We start from the raw sequence: 26,991 nt of genomic DNA, 5'->3' as shown, positions 1-26,991 counted from the left end.
TTACCAACATGAATCGCTCACTCGCCGCTATCGGCACCGTCGTGCTGACCGGCGGACTGCTGCTGGCGTGTTCGAACAACGACAAGAAGGACGAGTCCGCGGGCTCCTCGGCAAGCAGCGCCACCAGCACCGCGGCGGCCGCTAGCGGCATCGATATCGCCAAGATCGACACCATCAAGGACCAGTTCCCCGCCGGGTACACCGCGACGGTGCAGCCCAAGACCACGGTGACCCAGCAGATGCTCGATCAGATGAAGGGCGTCTTCGAGCAGGCCACGTTCACGCCCCAGGCGTGCGCCGACAAGATGCTAGGCGCGATGCCGAAGGTCACCGGGACCTCGATGCAAGGCGTCACCGGCACCAAGGGCGGCGACCCCGCGAACCCGATGTCGAAGAACATGATCATCGCGGCGGCGATCGAGACGGTCAACGCGATTCCCGAAGACACCAGCGGCGGAGAGTGCGACAAGTTCACGCTGTCGCTCGCCGGCATGGCTGAGGGCACCGGCGAGAAGATCGAGGCGCCCGCCATCGACGGCGTAAAGACGACCGGTACCGCCACCTCCATCAAGGTCAGCGCTCCCGGTATGGAGCAATCGATGGAGCAGACGACCTACTCGGCGCAGCTCGACGACCACCACGCCGTGACGGTGTCGGGCATGGGTGACATCGACCGCAACGACCTGTCCGATGTGTTCGTGAAGGCCGTAAACGCCGTCAAGGGATAGGACGGATCGGGATGCCCGCCCCGGCCAGGGGCGGGTAGCCCGGCGCTCCCCAGTACGCACCGGGCGGGTAGTACCCATAGCCATACCCAGCCGAACTCGGTACGCCCTCGCATCTGGTGGTGAATCCGGCGGAGGCACAGACAGTCGCCTGGGCCGTGTCAGTTCCCCGATCGGGGAACACAAATGGCGCTGAAGCCAGAGCCCCGGCGATAAACACGGAGCAGAGAATTCGCGCCACATTTCGTGGTCGCTTCATGACTCCAGGATAGCGCCGCATTCGCCGGTTTCCGTGATCATGATCGGCTTCACACTGGTTAGGGTGAGGCCGTGATTGGCGATCAATGCGTGTTCTGCAGCATCCTCTCCGGCGGCCTCCCCAGCGTGAAGGTCGCCGAGGATGCGACGACCTACGCGTTCATGGATATCAACCCCGCCACCGAGGGGCATCTGCTCGTTATTCCCAAGCGGCACAGTAAGGATCTGCTCGAGATACCCGGTGACGATCTCACCGCGGTCACCCTGGCGGCACAACGGATTGCCAAGGCCGTAATCGGCGAACTGGGTGCGGACGGTGTGAACCTGCTCAACTGCTGCGGATCCGACGCATGGCAGACAGAGTTCCACTTTCATCTGCATGTGATTCCGCGGTACCGCGACAGGTCCAAGGATCGGCTCCAGCTGCCCTGGCAGCCCGGCATCCGAGGTGACGCGCACACCCTCAGCGCGCTGGGCGGACGTCTGGCCGCGGCTCTGAAGTAAGCCAGGCACACAAGTCAGCAACATGCTCTATCTCGTGAGCATGAAGAATGCGGCATCACCAAGACCACTGAGCCAGTCCTTCTGGCAGTGCTGAGCCCGTTTGTCTAGTCGGGCCGGATAGACAACGGGCCGCTGGTCGTGCGGTGAGCTGGATGGTGACGATGTCCTTCATCTTCGTGCTCATCGACGTCGGAAGATTAGAAAACGATAGATAGTGCAGATGCCTGATCAAGATCACCATGCTGTACTTAAGCAAACCTGGCGGACAGCGGGTTAAACATCACCGGGGACGGTCTTGGCCACAATGTATAGAACGACACTCGCTCTACTCATTCTCGCGACCGCAATACCTCTCGGCACCCCTGCCGCTAGTGCTGACTCCGGCTTGAAGGTATCCATGTCGCGCGAGGACTGCGACGCTTGGAAGGAGCCGCTGTTTTCAGGTAAAGCGAAGTTAGAGCTGCAAATGTCTAGCCATGACAAACGCCTACAGGCTCTCAAAGCGGCTATGGCCAGGCATAACAACACACAGATCGACACTACAAACCAGGCGGCGGTTGACGCATACAACAGAGAAGCCGATCAACTGAATGCGCAGAAGGACCAACTCAATGCCGAAGCTGATCGACTGAACGCCCGGGTAGACGAATACGAACAAGAGTTTGACCGGTTTCTCGCCCAGTGCGGGGACTATTACGAACCCTTCGCTCCACAGCAACCGGCCCGTCCGCTGAACAGTGCTGGCTTGACTGACCTCACAGCGAACCTGGTGCAGCCACCTGGTGAGTAAGACCAACGTCAGGCAAAGGAAATTCAGCGACTCGCCGGTGCCGGGGCGTTAATCAGATGACCCGAGATGAACTCGCAGCCGATGCCGCCACACGTTTTGACGGCACGGTGCTGGCCGTCTCCAACAACGGAGATGTTTCAGATGACGAAAAGCTCAAGACTCCGGCGTGGTGGCTTCAACTGATCGACTCCGAGAGTTCCGAATCGATTCAACTCGCACTCCGCGCATGGGAAGAGACACTGCCGGGAGCAATGAGGCGATTCCACGAGGTCATACAAGAACATGGCGTAGACGTCTCGCTGGTCCGGATGAGCACTGCCGAGCACGCCGGACTCGCGCTGCAGTACACCTTCGACGCACCCGAAGGACGTGAGTTCTTATTTGGCTACCCACCCGATTCCGATGCATCGCCCATTGTCGCCAGCCTGCCTACGAGCGTCCGGAATTTCTATACCGGCCTCCACAATGGCCTGCACAACGAACCTGTTTCTGAACCAGTCGGAATTTACAAGGCCGACAAGCTCATAGATTGGGAAACCTGGCTGGGCGAAGCTGAACTCCACTATCTCTCAGTGCCTCCCGAGGACCCACCGCTCGCCAAGAACCTAGTCATGTTCTACACCGACGGGGCGGGCGGATATATCGTTATCAACACCGACCCACACGGCACCGAAGCTTGGAACGTAGGAGCAGGACTTTTCGATGACCATCCGCCAGGACTGTGGGACATTGTCGACGATTGGCTAGCCCTCACACTCACAGGCGACTTCATCGAGTAGCGACAAAAGTCTTTCAGGCACTCGCCCTAGAGCGTTCACGTCGGCAGTCGGGGCTCTGCTGACATCTAATACGAAGCACCCGAGACTGCTTCGGTTCCAACAATTTTCAACTAAGTTGAGAGTTTCTGACCGTCACACCGACAGCGGCGGATAGCACCAAGAGTAAAAGGCGGCGGCCTGTTTGGCCGCATACGCTATCCCCGGTCCGAACCCTCGGGACAGAATCGCGTGCGACTCTCAAGCAGATTGCGCACAGATTGAAGCAAGCCGTAGTCCACAGTGTTGGCCCGTTCCGGGAACGGCGGGTGCCCAGGACGACTGATTGAGGCCTCGAACGCTGCGGCGGAGTTGGGCGCGATTATCTCACCCGCGAAATACGCGTCGACCATCTCAGCATCAGCGCGTGATTTCGCCGCGAACCGCCGGTACCCTTCGGCCTGCCACCGGATCAGGGCAGTGAGCACTTGAAGGCTGGCGGCACCCTGGGGTGAAATCCCTTATCCAACAACATCATCGAGAACAGCGTCAAGCTGCCAGGCCGCCATGTCGTACAGGCCCGCAGCCAGGTCCAGCCGGGGCGGGTCGAGTTGGGGCTGCGGCTTGATCATGGAACGGTGGTGTCAAATCGCTCGTCGCGCAGGCGATCAAGCGCGCGGCCGTCCGCCAGTTCGGCGCGATCCTCGGGGTGTTTCCAGTAGTGCCGAATCATCCAATACAGAGCGACTCCGCCTGGCGTGAACATACCGGTGGCGTTGAAGGACCGGGTGGTGTCATCGGCCAGGTTGAAGACGATCAGTCGACGGCCCTTGCTCTTGGGGGTACTGTCGGCGACCTTTTTGATGTCTGTCCAGCGGCTCTCGAAGGACGAATATCCGTCGTCCAGTTTGATCCCACTCACTGTCAGATGCACATAGCACATTCCTTCTCGCCGAAGAGATCTCACCAGCGGAATGAGTAACAGGACAGCAATTACACCGGCCCAGATCGGGTAGAAGGTGTAGCCCCCCTCGGAGAGGTGAAAACTCGTTTTCCTGAGTGGGACAAGGATCGCGAATAGGGCGGTGGACGTAACACCGGTCAGAAAGCTCGCGCGGTACAGGACCTGGACTTTTCTGTCGGGCAGCAACAGCGTCGCATCGTGTTCCTCTTTGATGAGGGGAGTGATCGACTGAGCAACGGCGACAAGGGCTAGGGTGCCCGCGAGCAAGACCAGAGCGGCGCCTGCGGCAAGAGCGATCGTGGCAGTTGGATAGTCAGCAGCAGTTACGGATTCGACACCTTTGATACCGCATGGCACAGCGGCACCAATGAACGCGAGGGAAACGGCGACGCTCAGCGCGGTTCGATCGCCTCGCCACGCCACGGGGCGTGGCAGTGCTACCCCCCGCATACGGCGCGACCTACCTTGTCGCCCACCCAGCCAAAAAGCTGTTCACCAGCTACAGAGCCAGCCCCCGCCACAGCGACATCAAGTGGACCTGACTCGATACCGAGCAGGCCCGTAACCGCTCCGCCGCCCCATGCTCCGGCGACGCCGAATCCTCCCGATATGCCGGCGACACACGCTTCGGTTGGATCTTGGGCGTTGGCCATGTCGTACAGTGTCATCCCGATTCCCAGTGCTGGCCCGGCGAAACGCGCTCCCACGCCAACCTTTTCGACGGCCTCCTGGCCAAGGAACGGAATTCCGGTTTCAGATGCCTTGTCGATGGCGGTGAGTGCGCCGCCGACAGATGATGCCACGGGGTGCGCCAAGAACTTGTACGGCGGGACTTCGGCGCTTTTGCCGTCCGCGGTGGTGACCCACGCGGTCTTAGTGCCGTCCTTGTACTCGCGCATGTTCACAAACGTTTGGTTAGGCCAGTCCACCTCGGTGTTCTTAGTGCCGTCCCAGTCTTTCCAGGATGTGGTCGTCGAGATGGCGCTGCCATCAGCCGCGAAATGCTGGATCTGCACCTTGTCAGCCTTCGACCTGTCGGCTTGAAACCCGAAATCGGTCTCCACTTGCTTACTTCCGTCTTGCATCGTCAACGTGATCGTTTTGGTTCCCTGAGCATCCGGCTCCGATTCCTGGCGATCCCGAACCGTGACCCCCATGTCTTCTTTGAGGATTGACTGCTGCTGGATTATCCCAAGCGGTGTAGACGGATTCGGTACCTCGTCGCTAGGTTTCGGAATAACCAGCCCTGTAAGGGGATTGGGCTCAAAGCCATGCTTTTTGGCGGCAGTTTGCATCGCATCCGCGGTCGCATCGTCGGCCTCGCCCACAGTCAAAAGGAGCTGATCAACTCTCAGCTGGTCAGCTTGCGCCTGCTGCTTGAGGGCGGCGGCTTGTTCTGCCGTCATTTGTGCGGGCTTGATCAGAACCACCCATTGGTCAGTGACATGGAACTGGCCCTGGTCGATCTCGTTCGCCTTGTCCAACAGAGCCGATCGTGCGTTTCCAATGCGAGTGCTTCCATCGCCCAGAGCGTGCCCAATATCGGTGGCGTAATCGGCCATATCAGCCGCGTAACGTCGAGTGCGACCGAACATCTCCACAGCAGCGTCATGCGATTGGCCCGCCCAAACCTTCAGATCGGGCATGTCTCCAACATCGCTTTCCAGACCGCGAGTGGCATTCTCAACCGACTCACCACCTGTGGTGATCGATGCGCCTGCTGGGGCCAGCGAAGCTGGATTCCAGCCGATCAATGTTGGTCGCGATGGGAGCATCAGCGCGGCCAGAGAGTCTTGAAAGTACCAGCCAGATCCTCGTCTTTGACCTGGAATGTGTCGCCTGTTCCCCGCACAGCAGCAGCCTCCCGCTTGAGACCATCGGCGATCTTGTCGAACGCCGTGGAGACATTCGCGCCGATCGTGCGGGCTGCCCACTGCGTGGCCGAACCGTTCAAACCGTCAGCGGCTGTAGTTACCTTCTTACCGACGTCCGCGTCATGCACCAACGACGACGCGTGATCAACACTGCCCGCGAACGCCCTGAGAATCTTGGGATCAACAAGCATTGCGCCCCCTGCCATATGCATCGGTATCAGCTTTTTGCGACATCAACGCCATCCACCTACTCGACCAAACCTGTTGCGTTCACTCGAACTTGACATCCCAGCCCATGGACTTGTAACGGCGGATCTCAGCCTCGCGCGCCTTCTTCTCGGCGGCCTCACTCTCGGTCCAGTCACCAATCACGCCGGGGGACGCCTTGATCTCCTCACCGAACAGTTCGTTGCCGTTGTCGACGTTGATCAAAAAGCTCGGGGTCTGGTGATCTTCGTCGTCTTCGCCCTTACCGCCCTTGCCATGTGCACCAGCGCCGCCCATCATGCCCATCGGCCCCATACCGCGCACACCCGTGGCACCCATAGCCGCCGGATTCACCCCGCCTGCACCACCTGCGGCACCACCGGGAAGCCCTGCGCCGCCACGCAACGCACCGAGGCCACCGCTCGCGATGCCGGAACCCGAACCTCCAACAGCGCCGGTCGCAGACGGCGAGAACCCAGCTGCAGTCGTACCACCCACCGGCAATCCCGACCCGGAATCCTTAGAGCCAGAACCAAACCCGGAACCCGCACCACCGGAGCCTGAGCCGCCACCCGATCCGGATCCTTGACCACCGCCGGAACCGCTGCCCTGCCCCTGACCTTGACCGGCACCACCCTGCTGACCATCACCGGACGCGAGTTGCGGTTTGGTGTCGCCCTTGGCCTTACCTTCGGACGGCGACGGAGTCTGCGTCCCACCACCGGAACCACCCGAATTATTGCCACCGCCGCCAGTGTTGCCGCCACCACCCTGGTCATTCGGCGTCGGCCCAAGCTGCTGCACGTCGGGGTCGGTGACCTGGGGCCGATTCGCCGACATCGGATTCGTGTACATACTCTGCGCCTCGTTGCGAATCGCGTTGAGCGCCTGCTGCTTTTCGTCCTTAGAAGCTTTCTCATCAGGGACGGGATAACTCTGCGGCACCCTGCTAGCCACAATGAGGGTTTCGGCGTCCTGGTCGGCGGCCTGGCTCAGCTTCCCCGCCTCGGCCGCCAATCCCGTATCCGGGTTCGCAATCTTCTTGTACGTGCGATCCACGCTGTCGTACGCCGAATTAGCCGCCTCGCCCGACCAAGACTCGGTATCGAGAAGCTTGCTGCGCACCTTCATCGCCGTATCCACCGATTCGGAAACGGCTCCGTAGACGGTGCTCCACCGGTCAGCTTCTGCACGCGCCGACTCCACCCCCAAACCCGACAGCTTGGAAATGATGTCCTGATGCGACATCCCCTGCCAACCATCATCAGCCATTACTGACACCCCATTTCACTTCGGAAGAGTCGGAGCCACCGCGGTGGCCACCTCGGTTGCTTTCGCGCACGGATCGGAAACACCCTTGGCCCGCTTCGGGTCGAAGATCAGGACTATGACGCCCACCGATGCGTTCTGCACGGGAAGTGACACCGTGCAGCCCGGAGCCGACGCGTTGCCGCCCTGGTAGATCACGCCATCAAGACCGGCGATCGTGATCGGCCGCGGGTTATCGAACAGCTCGGGATCGAGGTATGACGAAGCTTTCGTGTTGGCCACCGTGAGGCCAATCGACCAACCGTCTGCGGACCATCGACACCCACGAACCTGGCGATCCTCGACTCCCCGATCGTCGACCTGTGCGGGATCTACGCCCCATGACCGAATCTGCTCGGCCGTGTAAGTCAGGCATGGGTCATAGCTTGTCCCGTCGTTCCAGTGATTCGGCGGTGGATGCGGTTCGGTCAATGTGCTCGATACCTGCGGCTGCGACGTTGTCGCAGCGGACACGCTTGTCGATGCTGAGGCCGACCCGGATCCGCTGACATCTGCCGGCTTAGTGATACCCGTCGATGTCGAACAGCCGGCAGCCAACAGTGCCCCCACGCAAGCCAAGCCCATCCGCATCATCAGTAGTTCACCGTCGCCGTTCCATCCTTGTACGGATTTATCCGACCGGCGTTGCGCTCCTCGGTGTTGCGAAACAACATCTCCGTCGCGATGAAGTGATCCGCGTGAGCCTGGTAATGATCGCGAATCTTAGTCAACGCATCGAAGGCCTTCTTGCGCTGTTCGGCATAGTGCTTGGCCGCTGCGTGCCCGGACGGAAGATCCCCGAGAAGGAGATCGCGCGTGTCGGCCGCCAGCTTGAGCTGCTTGTCGATGATGTCGCGAGCCCGGAGCATGTCCCCCGCTAGCTCCACGCCATAGCCATCTTTGAAACGCAGGGTGGTGCGGGCGGCTTCCGAAGCCTCCTGCCGAGCATCAGGAGACATCCCGTTGATGTCGAACTTGTACTCCCCCATCGCCCACCTCACGTTTCGTCGTAACAACTGCCATTCATCTAGATAGGACGGCACGGGATTCGATCCGGTTCCATCAATCTTCAACAAAAATCAACCGAGTACGAAGACGCCGTCCGATGACCAAAGGATCAGCCTGGCAGCCACCCGGCGGGCTTCTTAACTGCTCGCACGCATGTGCTCGCATGTACGCCGGGCGTCTCGCATCGAAGGCACGAAAAAACCCGGGTAGCTACACCTCGCGCTACACCGGGTTTCTCAGAATATGTGCTGGTGGCTCCCCCGCTTGGACTCGAACCAAGAACCGTCCGATTAACAGTCGGAAGCTCTGCCAATTGAGCTACAGGGGACTATCTGGTTCGCATTGGTTGTGCCGCGAACCGGCATGACTTTAGCGTATGGGTGGGGGTGAAAGCCAAGTCGGTTCCCCCTCGGTGCGCCCGGTCACGTCGCCGTGTGAGTCCTGGCTCAGCCACTCACAGGTGCGTCAGGCAGGATAGGGAGAACTTCGTTCGTTGGTGGAGGGTTCCGTGATTCGGGTTTTGTTAGTGCTGGCGGCTGGCTACGTGCTGGGCGCGAAGGCCGGACGCCGCCGATACGAGCAGATCGTCAAGGGGTACGAGGCTGTCACCGGCAGCCCCGCCACCAAGAAGATGATCGAGCTCAGTCGTCGTCGGCTCGCCGACAAGCTCTCCCCCGACCCGCACATGGTGGAGCTCACATCGATCGATGAGACGACGATGATCTTGGAGCCCGAGCCTCAGCTCGACAACAAGTAGCGCGACGGCTCTACACCGACAGATCGTCCCCGCTGACCTGCTCCAGCAGGCTGCGTCGATACGCCTCCAGCGCCACCAAATCGCCGAACAAGGCGTGGTACTCGTCGGCGTGCTCCACCGGTGACATCCGCTGCAGCTTGGACTTGACCTCGGCGACCTGCCGCCCGACCCACACCTCTTGCAGCCTGGCCAGCACCGACCCGATGTACCGCGGTAGCCGCTCGTCGCTGTCCACCTGGATCGCGTCGACGGTCAGCGCATTGATCAACGTCACCTGGTTCTGGGACGACGCGCTCTGGCGCACCTTGTCGGTCCACTCCGCGCCGACGACTCCCGCGGCGGTACCCCCGGCAGCCTCGATCGCGGCGTGCACCGCCACATACCCGGGATGAGTGAAGCTCTCGGCGGGCAGTGAATCGAACACCGGTCCGGCCAAGGCGGGGAACTGCAGTGCGGCCTTGAGGGCTTCCCGCTGTGGAGACAGCGTGGGGTCCTTGGGGTCCGGCATGGTGACCTTCGGCGCCGTGGTTTCGGAGCTGCGGGCCCGACGATCGGGCGATACGGAACCGCCCTTCGCCGCCTTACCGGCCTCCTCACGCACTCGCGCCAGCAGCTGGGCCACATCGTCCCAACCGACCCATCCGGCCAGCTGCCGGGCGTACTCGTCGCGTAGCGTCGGGTCCTTGATCTTGGCCACCATCGGCACACACCGTCGCAGCGCGTCGACACGCCCCTCGGCGATCTCCAGGTCCGACTCCGCCAGCGCCGACCGGATCGCGAAGGCGAAAAGCGGGATTCGCCGCGCGACCAGATCGCTCAGCGCCCCATCCCCCGACTTCAGCCGCAGATCGCAGGGATCCATTCCGTCCGGGGCGACCGCCACAAACGACTGACCTGCCAGGTTTTGTTCTCCCTCAAAGGCTTTCAAGGCAGCTGCCTGACCGGCGGCATCCCCGTCGAACACGTAGATGAGCTCACCGCGGAAGTACGAGTCGTCCATCATCAGCCGCCGCAGCATCGACAGGTGCTCATCACCGAACGCGGTACCGCAGGACGCCACGGCAGTAGTCACTCCGGCCAGGTGCATGGCCATCACGTCGGTGTAGCCCTCGACGACCACCGCCTGGTGCCCCTTGGCGATATCGCGCTTGGCCAGATCCAAACCGAACAACACCGAAGACTTCTTGTACAGCATGGTTTCCGGGGTGTTGACGTACTTGCCCGGCATGGTGTCGTCATCGAAGATCTTGCGAGCCCCGAAGCCGATCACCTCTCCACTGCTGGCGTGAATCGGCCACAGCAGCCGCCGGTGGAACCGATCCATCGGACCGCGGCGCCCCTCCCGGGACAGGCCTGCCGCTTCGAGCTCCTTGAACTCGAACCCCTTGCGCATCAAATGCTTTGTCAGGGTGTCCCACCCAGCGGGCGCGAATCCACAGCCGTACTGCTTGGCCGCGGCGGCGTCGAAATTGCGTTCGGTCAGATACTGGCGCGCCGGTGCCGCCTCGGGCGAATCCAGTGCCGCGGCGTAGAACTCCTGTGCGGCCGCATTGGCGGCGACGAGCCGGGCCCGAGTGCCACGGTCGCGTTGCACCGCGGTGCCGCCACCCTCGTAGTTGATGGTGTAGCTGATGCGGTCGGCCAGCCGCTCGACAGCCTCCACGAAGCTGACGTGCTCGATCTTCTGAATGAAGGTGTACGCGTCGCCGCCCTCACCACAACCAAAGCAGTGAAAGTGGCCGTGATTGGGCCGCACATGAAAGGACGGCGACTTCTCGTCGTGGAACGGGCACAGCCCTTTGAGTGAGTCGGCACCCGCGCGTTTGAGCTGAACGTAGTCGCCGACGATGTCTTCGATCCGGGTGCGCTCACGGATCGCCGCGATATCGCGATCAGGAATCCGGCCGGCCATCGGGCCAGCTTAACCAACCGCGCCGTCACGCCCAGCTTGCTTGCACACCCTGGCTATCGCGGTCCACCCGCTCAAGCCGGCTTTCGGTGTACGAGGCGATCTGATCCACCACCACTCGGGTGCGGGCCGCGTCGTCTGCGGCGGCCTCGAACGCGGGCAGGAACACCGGATCCAGCGTGGCCGGAGCCCCCGCGGCCAGCCACTGCGCCACCCGGTGGATGCGCTCACGCTGACGTGCCTGCACCGCGATATGCCTGGGATCGGACATGATGAATTGCAGCGCAAGCATTTTCAGCACCGCCACCTCGGCGGCCACCACATCGGGCACGGTCAGCTCGGCCGCGAACCGGATCAGCGATCCGCCGCCGGCCACCTCCCGGGTGGCCCCGATCGCGGCCGAGGCGAACCGGCCCACCAATTCGCTGGTCAGCCGCTTGAGGTTCGTCGACGCGGTCAGGGTGCCGTCATACGGGCCGATGGCCGCGACCACCGGCATGGTGGCCAATCGTGCCGCCGCCTCTTCCAGCGGTCCCTGCTCGAGGCCGCCGAAGGACTTCACACCGAGCTCAGCCAGTATCTGCGCCTCGCCGGGTGATGCCAGTACCCGCAGATCGATGCGCCCGGAAATCACCCCGTCCTCGACGTCATGCACCGAGTAGGCGACGTCGTCGGACCAGTCCATGATCTGTGCCTCCAGGCAGCGACGCCGTGGCGGCGCCCCGGCACGCACCCAATCCAGGGCCGTCGCGTCCTGGTCATAGGCCCCGAACTTTCCGCCGCCCGGCGGGCGCAGCCACGGGTACTTCGTCGCGGCATCCAGGGACGCCCGGGTGAGATTGAGGCCTGCGCTGTTGCCTTCACCGTCAACAATTTTGGGCTCCAGCCGGGTGAGGATGCGCAGGTTCTGGGCATTGCCCTCGAACCCACCGCAGTCCACGGCCACCTCGTCGAGCGCGCGCTCGCCGTTATGCCCGTACGGCGGATGGCCGATGTCGTGCGCCAGCCCGGCCAGGTCCACCAGGTCCGGGTCGGCACCCAGCCCGGTGGCGATACCGCGCCCGATCTGCGCCACCTCCACGGAATGCGTCAGCCGGGTTCGTGGCGTGTCACCCTCGCGCGGGCCCACCACCTGCGTCTTGTCGGCGAGACGGCGGAGCGCGGCACTGTGCAGCACCCGCGCGCGGTCGCGCGCGAAATCGGTCCGGTAGTCCTGGGACTGCGCGGTGGGGATGGCTGGGTATCCAGCGACGGCCGCCGTCTTGGGTGCTTCGGTGACGACGCGTTCACGGTCGGAATCGTTATAGGTGCCCACTATCCGCCTAGTCTGCCAGGACGGGTCGGCGCGCCTCGCGAGGCACTAGATTGGCGACCATGCGTCTGCTCGGTCTCAAAGGGAGCCTGCTGGGATCTCTGATCGCGGTGTTCATGGTGTTTGCCCCGGCCCTGCTGATGGCACCGGCGGCGACCGCCGATCCACCCTTCCGGATACCCGGCTACGTCACCGACCGTGCCGGGGCGCTCAAAAGCCCGGCCAAGGTGCGAGCCGCCGTCGACCAGCTCTATGAGAAGCAGAAGGTGCGGCTCTGGGTGGTCTACGTCAAGGACTTCGGCGGCATCGATGCCGCTGACTGGGCCAACCAGACGATGAAGAAGAGCAGTTTCGGGGACCGGGACGCCTTGCTCGCGGTCGCGACCGAAGACCAGGCCTACACCTTTATGGTCCCCGCGAGTATCAGCAACGTCACTGACTCCGAAGTTGCGAACCTGCGCTCCAACACGATCGAACCCGCACTGCGCACATCAGATTGGGACGGCGCCGCCATCGGTGCTGCCAACGGCCTCGACTCCGCCGTCTCCTCGTCGTTCTCGGTTCCGTGGAAGCCAATCCTGGGCGCACTCGCCTTCGGCGCCCTCATCGTCGGGGCGTTCATGCTGTACTCCTGGTTCAGAACCCGAGCACGCCGCAAGGCGGAGCTCGAGGCGGCCAAGGGCATCGATCCCTCCGACCCCGAAGCCCTCGCAAGACAATCGGTCGATGCACTCGATGGCCTGTCCAAATCGATTGTGGTGAATGTCGACAACGCCGTGCGCACCAGCGAGGCCGAGCTCGCGTTGGCGGTCGAGGAGTTCGGCACCGAGCAGACCACGCCCTTCAATAAGGCCGTCGAAACCGCGAAAGCAACATTGGCGCAGTCACTCTCCGTACGTAAGCAGCTCGACGACGCAATCCCGGAAACACCCACCGAACAACGCCGCCTGCTCATAGACGTCATCACATCCGCCGCACGCGCGGACCGCACGCTCGATGAACAGTCCACCGCCTTCGACGCGTTGCGGAACCTGGTCATCAACGCGCCCACAAAGCTCGACGGCCTCACCCAGCAGGTGGTGTCGGTGACTGCCCGTGCACCGGAGTCGGAGCGGGTTCTCGCACAACTGCATACCGAGTTCGACGGCACGGCGCTGGCGTCCATCACCGACAACATCACGGAGGCCCGCGAGCGGGTCAGCTTCGCAGATTCACGTATTACCCACGGGCGCGAACTCGCCTCCCGCGCCATTGAAGGCCAGCAGATGGCCCTGGTCGACGCCATCCGTGGCGCGGAATCCGCACTGACACAGGCCGGCGCCCTGCTGGATGCCGTCGATAACGCCGCCACCGACATCCGCCGCGCCACCGACACGCTGCCCGCCGCGATCGCCGATACCAAATCCGGTATCGCCAAAGCTGAGGAACTTCAGAAGCAGGGCTCCGTGCCCAGCGGCGAGACCCTCGCCGAACTGACCCAAGCGCATGACGCCGCAGTGGCCGCCACCGCGGACGCCGAACGGATCGGGTCGTCGGATCCGCTCACCGCCTATACCCATCTGGCACAGGCCGATGCCGAGCTGGACAAACTGTTGGCAGCCGTGCAGGAGGAGACCGAGGCCGCCGCACGCCGGGCTCGTGCCCTCGATCAGGCGATCGCCACCGCGCGACAACGGCTGAGCTCGGCCGGTGGGTACATCGGCTTGCATCGCGGAGCCGTCGGTTCGGTCGCTCGCGGAGAGGTCGCGGAGGCGGAGCGCCAGATTGCAGCTGCCGAGTCCGCGCGCGGCTCGAATCCCTCGCAAGCCATCCTGCTCGCCAACCGCGCCGCCGAACTAGCCGCCCAGGCAGAGCGCCGCGCGATACAGGAAGCGCAGAATGCACGCTCGTATTACGGAAACGGGTACGGCAATTCCGGCGGATACAGCGTCGCAGGCGACGTGGCCGGCAATGTCGCCGGCGCGGTGATCGGCGGGATCCTTCGCGGCATGCTCAGCGGCGGATCAGGCCATCACAGCTCATGGTCGGGATCGGGGTCCTCGTCCTACGGCGGCTCGTCCCGGTCCTCCGGTATGAGCTACCGCGGCGGTAGCGGCCGCTTCTAGTCGGCGTATCCGTCGGCGACGTTCAGCGCCTCGTCGAGGATCGACAACCCACGCCGCAGATCCTCTTCGCTGATGATCAGCGGAGGCGCCACATGCGTGCGGTTGAAGTGCGTGAACGGCCACAGGCCGCTCTTCTTGCACGCCGCGGCGAAGGCATTCATCGGTCCCGCCGCCTCGCCGCTGGCATTGAACGGCACCAGCGGCTCGCGGGTTTCCTTGTTACGCACCAGCTCCACGGCCCAGAACAGGCCACGGCCGCGGATCTCGCCGACGCTCGGGTGGGTGTCCACCCAGCGCTCCAGCTCCGGGCGCACCACGCGCTCACCCAGATCGCGGACACGTTCGAGGATCTTCTCGTCCTCAAACACCTTGATGGTCTCGACGCCGACCGCGCACGCCAGCGGGTGACCGGAGTACGTGAGGCCACCCGGGTACGGGGTGTGATCGAAGCTGGTGGCGATGGCATCGGAGATCACCACGCCGCCCAGCGGCACATAACCCGAGTTGATGCCCTTGGCGAAGGTGATGAGGTCAGGGGCGACGTCAAAGGCGTTGATGGCGAACCATTCCCCGAACCGGCCGAACCCGACCATCACCTCGTCGGCGATGAACACCAGGCCGTACCGGTCGCAGATCTCCCGCACACCGGCCAGGTAACCCGGCGGCGGCACCAGCACACCATTGGTGCCGACCACCGATTCCAGGATGATCGCGGCAATGGTGGGCGGGCCCTCCAGCGCGATCACCTGCTCCAGATGCTCCAGCGCCCTTTGAGTTTCCTCCTCGGGCGTGGTGGCGTGGAACACCGAACGGTAGGCGTAGGGGCCGAAGAAGCGCACCACCGAGTTATCGCCGGGATCATTGGCCCAACGGCGCGGCTCACCGGTCAGCGACATCGAGGTGGTGGTGCCGCCGTGGTAGCTGCGGTATGCGGCAAGCACTTTGCGACGGCCGGTGTGGTGGCGTGCCATGCGCACCGCGTGCTCCACGGCCTCGGTGCCGCCGTTGGTGAAGAAAACCTTGTTGAGGGTGCCGGGGGCACGCTCGGCGACCAGCCGGGCGAGCTCACCGCGCACGTCGTTGGCGAAGGCGGGCGCGATGGTGGCCAGCCGGCCGGCCTGACGCTGGATGGCCTCGACCAGGCGCGGATGCTGGTGTCCCAGATTGAGATTGACCAACTGCGAGGCGAAGTCGAGGTATTCCTTGCCGGTGTAATCCCAGAACGTCGCACCCGACCCGCCGGCGATCGGCAGCGGGTCGATCGCTGCCTGCGCCGACCAGGAGTGGAACACGTGTCCACGATCGTTAGCGCGGACCTCGGCCTCGGCAGCGGGGTCGGCGATCGGGGCCAGGGCGGGATCGGTGGCGATATCGGTCATGTGAGTCTCCTCGGCTAACAGCCCTTGAGTGTCTTGGCGAGATGATCGGCCACGCCGCCGATCGGAATGCGTTGTTGGGTCATCTCGTCGCGGTCGCGGACGGTAACCGAGTCGTCTTCGAGCGAGTCGAAATCGACTGTGACGCAGAACGGGGTGCCGATCTCGTCCTGTCGACGATACCTCCGGCCGATGGCACCGGCATCGTCGAAGTCGACGTTCCAGTACTGGCGCAGCTCGGCGGCCAGCGCCTTGGCGCGCGGGCTCAGATCGGCATTACGCGACAGCGGCAGCACCGCGGCCTTGACCGGCGCCAGGCGCGGATCCAGACGCAGCACCGTGCGCTTATCCACGCCGCCCTTGGCGTTCGGGGCCTCATCCTCGTGATACGCATCGACCAGGAAGGCCATGAAAGAGCGGGTGAGGCCGGCCGCGGGCTCGATCACGTAAGGGGTGTAGCGGCGATCCTCGGCTTGGTCGTAGTACGACAGGTCTTCACCGGAATGCTTTGAATGCGTGGACAAGTCGAAGTCGGTACGGTTCGCCACACCTTCCAGCTCACCCCACGGGTTGCCGCTGAAACCGAACTTGTACTCGATATCGACGGTGCCGTCCGAGTAGTGCGACAGCTTCTCCTTGGGATGGTCGTACAGTCGCAGGTTCTCCGGGTCGATGCCCAGGTCGACGTACCACTGCAGCCGGGTGTCTATCCAGTACTTGTGCCACTCGGGCGCAGAAGACGGCTCGACGAAGAACTCCATCTCCATCTGCTCGAACTCGCGCGTGCGGAAGATGAAGTTGCCGGGCGTGATCTCGTTGCGGAAGCTCTTGCCGATCTGGCCGATACCGAACGGCGGCTTCTGGCGCGAGGTGGTGACGACGTTCTTGAAGTTCACGAAGATGCCCTGCGCCGTCTCGGGACGCAGGTAGTGCAGACCCTCTTCGGTCTCGATGGGGCCGAGGTACGTCTTGAGCATCATGTTGAAGTCGCGCGGCTCGGTCCACTGACCCTTGTTGCCGCAGTCGGGGCACACGATGTCGGTCATCTGCACCGACTCGGGATCGTCGATCCCCTTTTTCTCGGCGTACGCCTCCTGCAGGTGATCCTGCCGGTGACGCTTATGACAGTTCAGGCATTCGACCAGCGGGTCGTTGAACACCTCGACGTGACCGGAGGCGACCCAGACCTGGCGGGGCAGGATCACCGAGGAATCGAGGCCCACGACATCGTCGCGGCTGGTGACGATGGAACGCCACCACTGCTTCTTGATGTTCTCCTTGAGCTCCACACCGAGCGGGCCGTAATCCCATGCCGACTTGGTACCGCCGTAGATCTCGCCGCAGGGGTACACCAGTCCCCGGCGCTTGGCGAGGTTGACGACGGCCTCGATCTTCTTACCGGCGGCGTTCGGCTTGGCGGCCACGATCTGCTCAGGCTCCTCTTGAGGTCCACAAGACTGCAAGTAATTGACCTGAACAGCCTAAGGGCCGCGCAAAGCGCCTTTTACCTCGGTGGCTTCTAGCAGCTACTTCAGATGGTCCAACAGAATGCCCTCGGGGCCGAAGTACTCGTCGCGCCACTTCTCCAGCAGGGGGCCGTGGTCGATGTCGTCGGGATGGAAGCCGGAGCGCAGGTAGCACCGGATCTTGGCCCCGAGCCCGGCGAACAGCGGTGTGCGCGGCAGCGTGACGATGCTGCGCAGGGTCGCCGCGGGATGGCGCCACGCCCACGGATCGGTGAGGATCGAGGCCAGCAGGATCAGCGTTCGGCTCAGGAAAAGGGCCAGCGTAACGGCCATCGCCCCGATCCTCATGCGCTCGGTGCCCCCTACGTGGCGATACACATCGAAGGCGACGGACTTGTGTTCCATCTCCTCGATGGCATGCCAGTTGAGCATCGCGCGCACCTCGGGATCGGTCAGCTGCTGCTGTATCCACGGGATGCTGAGCACCTGCTCCCCGAGTACCGCCGTGAGGTGTTCGACCGCCGCCGTCACCGCGAGTGCGGACCGGGCCACCCGATCCGGTAGCCGGTCTCTGTTCTGCTTCATCCGCGTGACCAGCCGCGTGCCCACCCTGTCCATCAACCCGGTGGCCCAGTAGCCGCGCTGAACCAGCTGCGTGTTGAGCTCGCGGTGCTGGATCCCGTGCGTCATCTCCTGCCCGATGAATCCGGCGACCTGCTTCCTGAGCACGGGGTCGACGATCTGGCTGTCATAGCGCCGTACCGACTGGATGAAGAACTCCTCCCCCGAGGGAAAGAAGCCGGACAGCAAGGCAACCAGGTGGCTCATCGCGATATCGCCCGCGACGAAATGCCGTCGCGAAGGAGACGCCCCGTCGAAGGTGAACGCGATCCGGCGGATGTTCACCGCCTGTCCTGCAGCAGAAGGAGGACGCGAGTGTGGATTGTTCGCCGGCATCTACTACCTCGGTGGCTCGATAGGCAGCGCCGGGCCGCCGTAGGGCGTCGGGATCGTGTACCGGCCGCGGGGCGTCGGGTCGGCGGTGGCACCCAGGTCCGCACCGGCCGGTGGGCCAGCCGTGTCGTCCCCCGCCGGGCGCGGGGCGTTCTTGGCACCCCGGACTAATACGGCGGGATCGTCATCGCGGCAGTGGGTGTGCAAGAACGGCTCCGGGTAGTCGGCCGAGGAGGGTGGGTGCCGCGGGGTGCCGTAATCGCAGGCGTACCGCGGATACAAATCGGCGGTCACCCACAGCCCGTGGTCGTGCATGGTGCTGATGAACGCCTCCAGTGCCGAGCCGCGATAGTCGGGGAACAGTGCGTTCAGCGCCGGTACCCGTACATAGGACAGCCGCGCGTTGGCGGCAAGGTTCGCCAGCAGCTGCACCATGGTGTCGGAGTTATCGGTGAAGAGATTGTCCGCCGCCCCCAGCACCCGCGGGGATTGGTCAATGAGTTTCCGGTAGCCGCCGTCCATCGCATTGATGCCCGCGAGAGTGCCGCGCAGGTTACGAGAGGTGGCCGCGATACCGCCGTTGACATCGACCGCCGCCGATAGCACCGTCCGGCTGTCCCGAATTGCGCTCACCGTCTCGGGTAGCACCGAATCGAGGGTGGCGAGCAAGAACACCCCGCCGTCGACGATCGCCGTGAGCTTGCGCGGCCCCTCGGCGCTCAGGCTCAGTTCCTTCTTGATGCGTTCGATCGTGGCCGGGTCCACTTGGGCGAGAACACCGTCGGCGTGGGCCAGCAGCTGTGCCGGCGTGACCGGGATGGCGGTGCGGTCCGAAGTGATCACATCCCCGGCAGAGAGAAATGGGCCGGCATCGGATCCGGCGGAGAAATCGAGGTATTGCTCACCAGCCGGGGACAGCCCGGACACCCGCACCGAGCTGGAGGCGGGGACACGGACGCCGCCGTCAACGCTCACCGTCGCGTTCACCCCCCGGCCGGTGAAGGTGAGGGAGTCGACCGAGCCGATGCGCACCCCGTGCAGCGTCACGTCCTGATTGGGCAGCAGGCCACCGGATTCGGCGAGCTGGATGGTCACCGGGTAGGTCGATGCCAGCGGCCTGATGTGCAGCACCCCGACAAGCAAGTAGGTGACGGAGACCGCCAGCGTGAACACCAACGACAAGCCACTCACCCAGGCCCGGCTCATCGCGGGGCCTCCTGCGCCGCAGGCCCTTGACCCACCACGCGTTCCTGCAACCGCCACAGTGAGTACTTGAGGGTCCCGACGAGCTTGCCCCAGTCGTACCGCTTGGGGCCGTGGAAGCCCGGGTCGCCCCCGAAGCCCGCATCCGGTATCGCGCCCAGCACGAGGCGATCGATACCGGCACTGCCGGAGATGGCCGAACCCGCGGTGATCTTGATGAACGGCGCGTACAGATGGTTGAGCGAGAGCAGGCTGGTCTCCGGATCCAGCACCACGTCATTCCAGACCCGGGAGATGGCATTCGCGTCGGCGACAACGCTGCGACCGCTGGTATCGGCACCCGCGATGGACGGGAACCTGCTCAACTCCTGCGCCATGTCACCCAGCAGCAGAACCAGATTGGAGATTTGGCCGGCGTTATCCCGCAAAGTCGACGTCGCCGGGGCCGCCGCCTGCAGTACCTGCGCAAGCTCCTCGTTCTTTCCGTCGAGCGCCTCGGCCAGCCGGACCGTCTCGGTCATCGCGGCGTCCAGCTGCCCAGTGCGGGCATTCAGCTTGCCCAGCAGCTCATTCGATTTGCCGATGATCTGCCCGAAGGCCTCCCCGTTCGGGCCCGCGGCCCGGCCCATACCGTTAGCGACGTTGGTGAGGTTGTGCACCGCGCCGCCATTTACGAGGATCGCCGCCGAGCTGAGGACCGACTCCACCGTCGCGGCCGCCCCAGTCCGGTCAATCGTGATGGTGTCGCCGTCCGAGAGAATGCCGCCGCCGGTTTGTTCCGGCGGGGTGACGGCAATGAACACATCGCCGAGGGGTGTGGCGGTGCGCAATTGCGCGGTGCTGCCCGCCGGGAGCGTGACGCCATCCCGGATCCGCAGGGTTGTCACCGCACGGAAATCGCGGGCCGCCATGGACTCCACCTCGCCGATATCGGCACCGGCCAGTTTCACCTTGGCACGCTCGGGGAGATTGAGCGCATTCGCGAAGACGGCCGTCAACCGGTATCCCCCGGACCCCAACCCTGGGGCCGGCAGCGGCAGGTCGGCCAGGCCGCTGGTGGAACACCCTGCGCCGACCAACACCACCGCCAGGGCACACAGCACGCGGCAGGAGGCGGCCATCATTTCTGCCCCATCGCCGCGAGACCGTCGAGCATGTAGGTCAACCCGAAGTCGGGGCCGTAGTCCTGCAATGTCCCTGTGCTGCAACCAAGTTGACGCAATCCCAGCATATTGCAGATCTCCTTGGCCATCTGCCCGTCGAAGACCATGCGGTCGGCCAGGAAGTGGGCACGTATCGCGCCGTTGCGTTGGTCGATGGCGTTGTAGAGGTTATCGGCCATCAGCGGCAGCACGTCGAAGAACTCGGCGACCTCCCGCTGCCGGTCGTATACCGTCTGGATGCTCTTGTTGCCGTTGACGATACCGTTGTGGATGGCATCCCGATTGGACTCCAAGAGCTTCCCCGTCTGCTCGATCACATCGTTAAACTGTCGACCGGTGCTACCCGAGCCGAAGTTCTCGCGCGCCAGGATGTCGCTGAGCTGGCGCACCGTGGTTCCGAACTGCCGCAGACCGGCATCGTTGCGGGCCGCCGCATCCAGCAGGCCGCTGACATTCTTGACGATCGCGGTCATCTGCTCGCGGGTATGAGCCCCGCCGTCGGCGCCGAGCCGCAATGCCCGGGACAGCTCGTCCAGCGCCGTCTTGATCCGGTCACCGTTCCCGGCCGCGACACCGTCACCGGCGTTGAGCACCGCGGCGATGGGCCCGTCGCCCGCACCATCACCGTGCAGTGAACCGGAGAGTTTGTCGAGCATGCCGAGCACCCTGTCGAATTCGACCGGGGTCTTGGTCCGGTTCAGGCCGATGGTGTCGTTGTCGCGCAGCACCGGCCCGCCGCGGTATGGCGGCGACAGCTCGATCTGACGATCGGTCAGGATGGATGTCGAGAGCGTGACTGCCTGGACATCGGCGGGGATCTTGACCTGCCTGTCGACGGTGAACTCCACTTCTGCGTACCCGCCCCGGGCGGTGATCTTGGCGACCTGCCCCACGGGCATGCCGAGAACCGCCACCACATTGCCCGGGTACAGTCCGGCGGCGCTGTCGAATTGGGCTGTGACAGTGATGGTTCCATCGACTCGCGCGACGGACCACGCCGCACACACGGTCGTCGCGGTGACGGCGAGCAGCCCCAGCCCGAGCAGCAGCATTGTGCGAATCTTGGTCACTGGCAGTCCTTGAAGTACTCGATCATCCCGAATTGCTTGGCTCGGCCGCTGATCGCACACATCCACGAGTCGATGAGAGCGCCCCCCGGCGGGTTGGCCTCGATCGAGTTGCCGAATCCGGTGGCGTTGGCAATCTCCCTGATGGGCACGGGAGCGATCTGGAGCATGTTGCGCAACAAGGCATCCTGCTCGGCGAGCTTGCCGCTGAGCTCTTCCATGGTGCGGATGACACCGTCGAGCGCACGGTGGTCGCCCACCACGATGCTGCGCAGTGAGCCCACGATGCTCTGCAGCGAGCGCATCATCGCGTGGAAGGCGGCCGCGCGTGCCACGAACTCCCCCACCAACTCCTGCCCCTGGCGGATGAAGGTGCCGATATCGGACTGCTGGCGACGCAGCATGCTGGTGACGTGCTCGGTGCTGGTCAGCAGCGTGCCCAGCTGTTCGCGCCGCTGTGCGATGACCGAGGACAGGGCGCGCACGTTCTCCATGGCCTGCGGGACCACGTGCGGCAGGCCATCGAGCTGGGTGCCCAATACGTTCAGCGAGGAAGCGATGCGGTCGGCATCCACCTGTTCGAAGGTGCGGGTGGAATCGGCGAGTGCCGCCTGGAGATCGTAGGGAACCTCGGTGTGCTGCAGGTTGATCCGTCGACCCACCGGCATACCCGTACCCGCGGGCCGCAGATCGACATACCGGGAACCGAATAACGTGGTGATCTTGATGGCCGCCCGTGCCTCGTCGCCCACCGGGATGTGGTCGCGGACCCGCAGAGTGGCCTCCACACGGTCACCGGCCAGCCGCACGCCGGTCACCGAACCGACCTGCACACCCGCGATGGTGACGATGTTCCCCGGCCGCAGCGCGGCGGCCTGGAGGAATTCGGCGGTGAACTGCTTGTACCCGATTCCCAGTTCCTTCACCAGCAGCAGCGCACCGATGAGCACCACAATGACGGTCACTGCGCCGACGCCGAGCCAGGTCTTGCTGTAGGAGTCCAGCGGCCTACGAATAGAGGAGAGCCAGCGTGGCCTAATCATCTCAGCCGCCATCGCCGGCGTTCCTACAGCGTGCCGTGTGCTTCGCCTTGCCGCCCGGGGTGGCCGCGTTGACGATGATCGGGACGACGTCGTTGAGCCCAGGGAAGAATCCGTAGATATTCACATCGCACGCATAGGCATTCATATACGAGCCCTCTCCGAACATGCGCGCCAGACCCTTCAAGAACAGTGGCGTGTTGAGCCCCGTGTAGGCAAGCTGCGGCTCGATGTCCAGCATGTGCTGGGTGTAACCGGGCTCGCGCGTGAGCAATTCGTGCAGGGGTGGGTCGACGTCCCTGGCGATCCGGGACAGATTCCTGACCACTTCGGTCATCTTGCCGACTGAGGACACCAGTTCCGGCCTGCGGCTGTCGAACTGGCCGACCACCTGACGGGTCGCGGCGATGGCGCCCTCGAAATCTCGGTTCTGCGCCGCGAGGCTGCCCACCACACGGTCCAGGCTCGCGATCGCATGGTCCAGGGCATCGTCACGACCCGTGAATGTCTTTGTCAGCGTCGATGTCTGGTCCACCAGGGTCGCAAAGGCGGCGGTATCTCCCTGCAGCGACCCGATGACTGCCTGGGTGAGGTTGTTCACCTGCGCGGAGTCCAGCACCGCGAACAACGGCTCGTACCCGTTGAGGAGGGTGCCGATATCGAAGGAGGGCTCAGTGCGCTCGACGGGGATGACACCACCCGGTGCGAGCAGGCCTGCCGGGCCGGTGTTTCCCTGTGCCAGTGCGAGATACCGCTGCCCGACGATGTTCTGGTACGTCACCGACGCGGTGGCGCCTCCGGGGAGTCGCTGGCTGTCCTGGACGGCGAAACTCACCTTCGCGAGCGTGCCGTTGAGCTCGATACGCTGGACCCGGCCGACGCGGACTCCCGCGATACGCACGTCATCGCCCTCGCGCAAACCGAAGACATCGGTGAACATTGCCGCGTAGGACACCGTGGAGCCCTTGACGTCCCGACGAAGGGTCACGTACACCAACCACGTGAGCACCGTGGCGATCACCAGGAAGACGGCGAGCCCAATCACGGGGCCGCGCGTTGTCGTGCGCCTCATCGGGCACCTCCCTCGTTATGCGGGACCTGGGTTCGGGTCACGGTGGTGCCGCGGGCGATGGGCCCGAGCACGAGCTGGTCTGCCGCCGTTGCCGGCTGCCCTAACAGACGACCCAGCTGGCCGCGTTCCTGAGCGCTGCCGACGGGGCCCACATTCCCGCCGAAGGATGCCGGCGCGGCGGTGGGTTGGCCCGGATCGGCGCTGCCGGGTACCGGCGGGGCGGGCGTCAGCCACGACGGCACCGGCGGGTTGGGGTCACGCAGGTCCGGGTTGGGATTGACCAGTGGCGGAGCGACGGCGACGAGATTGCCGTCGGGGCCGACCACCGTGCCGCGCGGCGGCGCCAGGTTGGCCGGCGGGTGGTAGTTCTGCGGCAGCAATACTTCGGGGAGATCGGGCCGCACCGCGATCTGTGGCGCGGTGAAACAGCTGGGCCCCTTCAATTCCCCGTAGCGCGGGCAGTCGGCCCGCGTGTAGGTATAGGACGGGGTGAACGACAGGTTGACCCGTCCCCGGGCAGTGGTCAGCGCGGGATCCCACACTTCCTGGAAGAAGGTGTCCGAGAACTTGGTGATGCGCTGCGTAATCGGCACGAAATGCTGGGCGTTATCGGCCAGCACGCCCAACACCGGGGTCAGGTCTGTGGTGATCTGGATGAGCTGGTCGGTGTGATTGCGCAGCGACTCCGCGGTGGTACCGGTGGTGTGTACCCCGGCACCGATGAAGGTGCGGAACTGGTCCCGTTTCTCGGCGAGGGTGCGCATGGGCCCGACGGCCTGGTGCAGCGCGTCCACCAGATCCGGTGCGGTCTGGGAGAGCCCGCGTGCCGCGTCCACCAACGCCGATACCGTGGAGGGCCCCTGGTCGGTCGCCACGATGGCATTGAGCTGATCCAGGATGCGGTCGAGTTGTGCTGCACTGGTGAGTAGTTCGGTGCGCCGGTGGTTAGTGGCCGCCCCGACCGCCGCCAGAATACCGACTGTGTTGTCACCCCGGCCGCGGCCAGCGGCGGTGAGGATCTCACGCAGCTTGTTGACCGTGGTCTGGAACAGCACCGTCGGGAGCCTGGTGTCCTCACCAATATGCCCACCCTCACGAATGGGCGCACCGGGTCCCCGGTCGACGAGCTGCAGCGCGGAGACGGCGAAGACGTTACTGGGCACCACGCGTGCGGTAACGGTCGCGGGGATCGAGTTGGCGTACATGGGTTTCAGCCGCACATGCACCCGGTTGGGCTGGGCACCGGCTGCCCGGGTGACGGCCTCGACGGCACCGACGAGCACACCCCGGTACTTCACGTCGGATCGTGGCGGCAAGCCGTCACCCACGTTATGGAGTTCGGCGACGATGTTCACGTACCGGTCGAGAACACCGGTGGACTTGACCAGGAGAGCCGAGGTCATCACGGCGACGACGGCCAGCGCGGCGCCCCCGCGCATCAGCAGCTGGCGGCGCGAGAAGAGCGCGCCATCCAGGTCATAGTGACTATCAAGGTGATTCGTCACGTCATCCCCCGAACCGGGCGCCGGAGTCGACACTCCACAGCGCCATAGTGAGCAGCATGTTGACGACGATCACCGCGGTGATGCTGGCGCGCATCGCGTGCCCTGCCGCGATACCGACACCCTCCGGTCCGCCGTCGGCGCAGAAGCCGTAGTAGCACTGCACCGCCGAGGCTATCCAGACGAAGACAATGGCCTTGAACACCGAGTAGGCGATATCCGTGCCGCTGGACAACAGCGTGAAGTAGTGCAGGTATGGCCCCGTCGAGCCGCCGCTGACGATGCCCACCATGACCTGGCAGGACAGATAACTGATGGTCAGGCAGGCCACGTAGAGCGGGATGATGGCGACCACCGACGCCAGCAGGCGGGTGGTGACGAGGTACGGGATCGGCCGGATGGCAAGGGAATCCATCGCATCCACCTCCTCGGAGATACGCATCGAGCCGAGCTGGGTGGTGAAACGGCATCCCGCCTGCACCGCGAAGGCCAGTGCCGCCATGATCGGGGCGAGTTCGCGCGTGGTCACCAACGAGGAGATGACACCGGTGGCCGGGCCCAGACCCATCAACTCCAGGAAGTTGTAGCCCTCGATGGCCACCAGGGCGCCCGTCGTGATGCCGAGCACCAGCACCACACCGGCCGTTCCCCCGCCGACGACGATCGACCCGTTGCCCCAGGTGATATCGGAGAGGAGGCGCAGGAATTCACGGCGGTACCGGCGCAGCGCGATGGGGATCGCCAGGAAGGCATGCACGAAAAAGGTGACCATATGGCCGAACCGCGCCAGCGGCCTCATTGCGGCATCTGCGCCGAATGCCATGGGCTGCAGAGAGGCTCGGCGGACCGGTAGCGTGGCCGTCACAGCATGGCCCTGGGGAACAGCATGGTGTAGACCTGACTCACCACGACGTTGACGATCATGAGCAACAGGACCGATTCCACGACGGCCGCATTCACCGAATTCGCCACCCCGGTCGGGCCACCGTGCGAAGCCAATCCCTTCTGGCAGGCGATCACCGCCACGATGGCCCCGTACACCGCGGCCTTCAGCAGCGCCAACACCAGATCACCCGTGGTCGCGAACGATGCGAACGTGGTGACGAAACTTCCTGGGGCACCACCCTGTACGTACACGTTGAATAGATAACTGGCCAGGAAGCCGACGAAGCAGACCACACCGGTGAGCGCCACACCGACGACGATGGCCGCCGCGAAGCGCGGCACCACCAGCCGCCGCACCACCGACACGCCCATGACCTCCATGGCCGCGGTCTCCTCTCGCATGGTGCGGCACCCGAGGTCGGCAGTCATTGCCGAGCCCACCGCCGAGGCCAGCAGCATCGCCGCCACCAATGAAGCGGCCTGCCGCACCACCGCCAGACCACTGGCCGCACCGGCCAGCGAGGTCGCCCCGACTTGCCCTGCCAGCAACGCGAATTGAATGGACAGCGTGACCCCGATGGGCAGTGCCACCAGCACCGTCGGCACCACGGCCGTGCCCGCCATGAATGCGGCCTGCCGCACGAACTCTGCCCACGGGAAGCGGCCGGTCACCAGGTCGGCGACGAAGTACCGCAGGGTGTGCACACCGAGGACGAATTGTTCGCCGACGGTGGTGAGCGCGGCGATCGGATGGTGCCGCAGATATCGCGCGCCGCGATCACCAAGT

At 64.3% G+C, this 26,991-nt stretch carries 25 protein-coding genes, 1 tRNA gene and 1 pseudogene; 6 read left to right on the top strand and 21 right to left on the bottom strand.

Going from position 1 to position 26,991, the window contains the following annotated elements:
• Positions 1 to 8: 8 nt before the first annotated feature.
• The 4 genes from MLB1_RS21430 (at position 9) to MLB1_RS21415 (ending at position 3,056) form a co-directional block, all read left to right on the top strand.
• Positions 9 to 728: a DUF5642 family protein gene (locus MLB1_RS21430; protein WP_180751845.1), complete on the top strand. Its 720-nt coding sequence runs from the start codon at positions 9 to 11 to the stop codon at positions 726 to 728.
• Between the two features lie 330 nt (positions 729 to 1,058).
• Positions 1,059 to 1,487, top strand: a complete 429-nt coding sequence (locus tag MLB1_RS21425) for an HIT family protein (RefSeq protein WP_180751932.1) — start codon at positions 1,059 to 1,061, stop codon at positions 1,485 to 1,487.
• A gap of 397 nt (positions 1,488 to 1,884) precedes the next feature.
• A complete protein-coding gene (locus tag MLB1_RS21420; protein WP_255486068.1) occupies positions 1,885 to 2,277 on the top strand; it encodes a hypothetical protein in 393 nt (130 codons plus the stop codon).
• A gap of 56 nt (positions 2,278 to 2,333) precedes the next feature.
• Positions 2,334 to 3,056 carry an SMI1/KNR4 family protein gene (locus MLB1_RS21415; protein WP_180751844.1) on the top strand — a complete coding sequence of 241 codons (723 nt, stop codon included), beginning with the start codon at positions 2,334 to 2,336 and terminating at the stop codon, positions 3,054 to 3,056.
• Between the two features lie 132 nt (positions 3,057 to 3,188).
• On the opposite strand, the pseudogene MLB1_RS21410 reads toward MLB1_RS21415, so the two are convergent.
• From MLB1_RS21410 to MLB1_RS21375, 8 genes and pseudogenes are all read right to left on the bottom strand, one after another.
• Positions 3,189 to 3,550 (bottom strand): annotated as a pseudogene (locus tag MLB1_RS21410) (hypothetical protein).
• Between the two features lie 110 nt (positions 3,551 to 3,660).
• Entirely contained in the window at positions 3,661 to 4,446 is a 786-nt protein-coding gene (locus MLB1_RS21405) for a hypothetical protein (protein ID WP_180751843.1), read from the bottom strand.
• Positions 4,434 to 5,642 (bottom strand): hypothetical protein, encoded by a 1,209-nt coding sequence (locus MLB1_RS21400; protein ID WP_180751842.1) that lies wholly within the window; start codon positions 5,640 to 5,642, stop codon positions 4,434 to 4,436. The genes MLB1_RS21405 and MLB1_RS21400 overlap by 13 nt, the downstream gene beginning before the upstream one ends.
• Before the next feature lie 128 nt (positions 5,643 to 5,770).
• Positions 5,771 to 6,082 carry a hypothetical protein gene (locus MLB1_RS21395; protein ID WP_255486067.1) on the bottom strand — a complete coding sequence of 104 codons (312 nt, stop codon included), beginning with the start codon at positions 6,080 to 6,082 and terminating at the stop codon, positions 5,771 to 5,773.
• 58 nt (positions 6,083 to 6,140) lie between these two features.
• Positions 6,141 to 7,349, bottom strand: coding sequence for a hypothetical protein (locus tag MLB1_RS21390; protein ID WP_180751841.1), 1,209 nt, complete (start codon positions 7,347 to 7,349; stop codon positions 6,141 to 6,143).
• Positions 7,350 to 7,364: 15 nt separating this feature from the next.
• Entirely contained in the window at positions 7,365 to 7,970 is a 606-nt protein-coding gene (locus MLB1_RS21385) for a DUF3558 domain-containing protein (protein WP_255486081.1), read from the bottom strand.
• Between the two features lie 8 nt (positions 7,971 to 7,978).
• On the bottom strand, positions 7,979 to 8,374 hold the full coding sequence (locus MLB1_RS21380; protein WP_180751839.1) for a hypothetical protein: 396 nt from the start codon (positions 8,372 to 8,374) through the stop codon (positions 7,979 to 7,981).
• A gap of 271 nt (positions 8,375 to 8,645) precedes the next feature.
• Positions 8,646 to 8,721, bottom strand: a tRNA-Asn gene (locus MLB1_RS21375).
• Between the two features lie 180 nt (positions 8,722 to 8,901).
• Here MLB1_RS21375 and MLB1_RS21370 point away from each other — a divergent pair.
• The gene (locus MLB1_RS21370) at positions 8,902 to 9,150 is read left to right on the top strand and encodes a hypothetical protein (RefSeq protein WP_180751838.1); all 249 of its coding nucleotides are present in this window, start codon (positions 8,902 to 8,904) and stop codon (positions 9,148 to 9,150) included.
• Between the two features lie 10 nt (positions 9,151 to 9,160).
• Here the strand turns inward: MLB1_RS21370 and dnaG are convergent, their stop codons facing one another.
• Positions 9,161 to 11,062 (bottom strand): DNA primase, encoded by a 1,902-nt coding sequence (dnaG, locus tag MLB1_RS21365; RefSeq protein WP_180751837.1) that lies wholly within the window; start codon positions 11,060 to 11,062, stop codon positions 9,161 to 9,163.
• 25 nt (positions 11,063 to 11,087) lie between these two features.
• Positions 11,088 to 12,377, bottom strand: coding sequence for a deoxyguanosinetriphosphate triphosphohydrolase (locus tag MLB1_RS21360; protein ID WP_180751929.1), 1,290 nt, complete (start codon positions 12,375 to 12,377; stop codon positions 11,088 to 11,090).
• Between the two features lie 56 nt (positions 12,378 to 12,433).
• Here MLB1_RS21360 and MLB1_RS21355 point away from each other — a divergent pair, with 56 nt between their 5' ends.
• Positions 12,434 to 14,476 carry a TPM domain-containing protein gene (locus MLB1_RS21355; protein ID WP_180751836.1) on the top strand — a complete coding sequence of 681 codons (2,043 nt, stop codon included), beginning with the start codon at positions 12,434 to 12,436 and terminating at the stop codon, positions 14,474 to 14,476.
• On the opposite strand, the gene MLB1_RS21350 is transcribed toward MLB1_RS21355, so the two are convergent.
• From MLB1_RS21350 to MLB1_RS21300, 11 genes are all read right to left on the bottom strand, one after another.
• A complete protein-coding gene (locus MLB1_RS21350) occupies positions 14,473 to 15,855 on the bottom strand; it encodes an aspartate aminotransferase family protein (RefSeq protein WP_180751835.1) in 1,383 nt (460 codons plus the stop codon). The genes MLB1_RS21355 and MLB1_RS21350 overlap by 4 nt on opposite strands.
• A gap of 14 nt (positions 15,856 to 15,869) precedes the next feature.
• A complete protein-coding gene (locus MLB1_RS21345; RefSeq protein WP_180751834.1) occupies positions 15,870 to 17,276 on the bottom strand; it encodes a glycine--tRNA ligase in 1,407 nt (468 codons plus the stop codon).
• 102 nt (positions 17,277 to 17,378) lie between these two features.
• Entirely contained in the window at positions 17,379 to 18,275 is an 897-nt protein-coding gene (locus MLB1_RS21340; protein WP_180751833.1) for a metal-dependent hydrolase, read from the bottom strand.
• Between the two features lie 3 nt (positions 18,276 to 18,278).
• Positions 18,279 to 19,478, bottom strand: a complete 1,200-nt coding sequence (locus MLB1_RS21335) for an MlaD family protein (protein ID WP_180751832.1) — start codon at positions 19,476 to 19,478, stop codon at positions 18,279 to 18,281.
• Positions 19,475 to 20,599: an MCE family protein gene (locus MLB1_RS21330; protein WP_255486066.1), complete on the bottom strand. Its 1,125-nt coding sequence runs from the start codon at positions 20,597 to 20,599 to the stop codon at positions 19,475 to 19,477. The genes MLB1_RS21335 and MLB1_RS21330 overlap by 4 nt, the downstream gene beginning before the upstream one ends.
• Positions 20,596 to 21,690: an MCE family protein gene (locus MLB1_RS21325; RefSeq protein ID WP_180751927.1), complete on the bottom strand. Its 1,095-nt coding sequence runs from the start codon at positions 21,688 to 21,690 to the stop codon at positions 20,596 to 20,598. The genes MLB1_RS21330 and MLB1_RS21325 overlap by 4 nt, the downstream gene beginning before the upstream one ends.
• A gap of 14 nt (positions 21,691 to 21,704) precedes the next feature.
• On the bottom strand, positions 21,705 to 22,760 hold the full coding sequence (locus MLB1_RS21320) for an MCE family protein (RefSeq protein WP_180751831.1): 1,056 nt from the start codon (positions 22,758 to 22,760) through the stop codon (positions 21,705 to 21,707).
• Positions 22,750 to 23,817, bottom strand: coding sequence for an MCE family protein (locus MLB1_RS21315; protein WP_180751830.1), 1,068 nt, complete (start codon positions 23,815 to 23,817; stop codon positions 22,750 to 22,752). Before MLB1_RS21315 ends, MLB1_RS21320 begins: the two co-directional genes overlap by 11 nt.
• The gene (locus MLB1_RS21310; RefSeq protein WP_255486080.1) at positions 23,814 to 25,256 is read right to left on the bottom strand and encodes an MCE family protein; all 1,443 of its coding nucleotides are present in this window, start codon (positions 25,254 to 25,256) and stop codon (positions 23,814 to 23,816) included. Before MLB1_RS21310 ends, MLB1_RS21315 begins: the two co-directional genes overlap by 4 nt.
• A 67-nt stretch (positions 25,257 to 25,323) precedes the next feature.
• On the bottom strand, positions 25,324 to 26,142 hold the full coding sequence (locus tag MLB1_RS21305) for an ABC transporter permease (protein ID WP_180751828.1): 819 nt from the start codon (positions 26,140 to 26,142) through the stop codon (positions 25,324 to 25,326).
• Positions 26,143 to 26,180: 38 nt separating this feature from the next.
• Positions 26,181 to 26,909, bottom strand: coding sequence for an ABC transporter permease (locus tag MLB1_RS21300; RefSeq protein ID WP_180751926.1), 729 nt, complete (start codon positions 26,907 to 26,909; stop codon positions 26,181 to 26,183).
• Positions 26,910 to 26,991 lie beyond the last annotated feature (82 nt).

The organism is Mycobacteroides sp. LB1, from assembly GCF_013449725.1.
Classification (GTDB): Bacteria; Actinomycetota; Actinomycetes; order Mycobacteriales; family Mycobacteriaceae; genus Mycobacterium.
Note: the sequence above shows the minus strand (reverse complement) of the source record. Positions and strands in the feature narration are given on the sequence as shown.

Coding starts and splice junctions, on each gene's coding strand:
- MLB1_RS21430 (WP_180751845.1), top strand. CDS start 9: ATGAATCGCTCACTCGCCGCTATCGGCACCGTCGTGCTGACCGGCGGA.
- MLB1_RS21420 (WP_255486068.1), top strand. CDS start 1,885: ATGTCGCGCGAGGACTGCGACGCTTGGAAGGAGCCGCTGTTTTCAGGT.
- MLB1_RS21415 (WP_180751844.1), top strand. CDS start 2,334: ATGACCCGAGATGAACTCGCAGCCGATGCCGCCACACGTTTTGACGGC.
- MLB1_RS21405 (WP_180751843.1), bottom strand. CDS start 4,446: ATGCGGGGGGTAGCACTGCCACGCCCCGTGGCGTGGCGAGGCGATCGA.
- MLB1_RS21400 (WP_180751842.1), bottom strand. CDS start 5,642: ATGCCCGATCTGAAGGTTTGGGCGGGCCAATCGCATGACGCTGCTGTG.
- MLB1_RS21395 (WP_255486067.1), bottom strand. CDS start 6,082: ATGCATATGGCAGGGGGCGCAATGCTTGTTGATCCCAAGATTCTCAGG.
- MLB1_RS21390 (WP_180751841.1), bottom strand. CDS start 7,349: ATGGCTGATGATGGTTGGCAGGGGATGTCGCATCAGGACATCATTTCC.
- MLB1_RS21385 (WP_255486081.1), bottom strand. CDS start 7,970: ATGGGCTTGGCTTGCGTGGGGGCACTGTTGGCTGCCGGCTGTTCGACA.
- MLB1_RS21380 (WP_180751839.1), bottom strand. CDS start 8,374: ATGGGGGAGTACAAGTTCGACATCAACGGGATGTCTCCTGATGCTCGG.
- dnaG (WP_180751837.1), bottom strand. CDS start 11,062: ATGGCCGGCCGGATTCCTGATCGCGATATCGCGGCGATCCGTGAGCGC.
- MLB1_RS21355 (WP_180751836.1), top strand. CDS start 12,434: ATGCGTCTGCTCGGTCTCAAAGGGAGCCTGCTGGGATCTCTGATCGCG.
- MLB1_RS21350 (WP_180751835.1), bottom strand. CDS start 15,855: ATGACCGATATCGCCACCGATCCCGCCCTGGCCCCGATCGCCGACCCC.
- MLB1_RS21340 (WP_180751833.1), bottom strand. CDS start 18,275: ATGCCGGCGAACAATCCACACTCGCGTCCTCCTTCTGCTGCAGGACAG.
- MLB1_RS21335 (WP_180751832.1), bottom strand. CDS start 19,478: ATGAGCCGGGCCTGGGTGAGTGGCTTGTCGTTGGTGTTCACGCTGGCG.
- MLB1_RS21330 (WP_255486066.1), bottom strand. CDS start 20,599: ATGATGGCCGCCTCCTGCCGCGTGCTGTGTGCCCTGGCGGTGGTGTTG.
- MLB1_RS21325 (WP_180751927.1), bottom strand. CDS start 21,690: ATGCTGCTGCTCGGGCTGGGGCTGCTCGCCGTCACCGCGACGACCGTG.
- MLB1_RS21320 (WP_180751831.1), bottom strand. CDS start 22,760: ATGGCGGCTGAGATGATTAGGCCACGCTGGCTCTCCTCTATTCGTAGG.
- MLB1_RS21315 (WP_180751830.1), bottom strand. CDS start 23,817: ATGAGGCGCACGACAACGCGCGGCCCCGTGATTGGGCTCGCCGTCTTC.
- MLB1_RS21310 (WP_255486080.1), bottom strand. CDS start 25,256: ATGCGCGGGGGCGCCGCGCTGGCCGTCGTCGCCGTGATGACCTCGGCT.
- MLB1_RS21305 (WP_180751828.1), bottom strand. CDS start 26,142: ATGGCATTCGGCGCAGATGCCGCAATGAGGCCGCTGGCGCGGTTCGGC.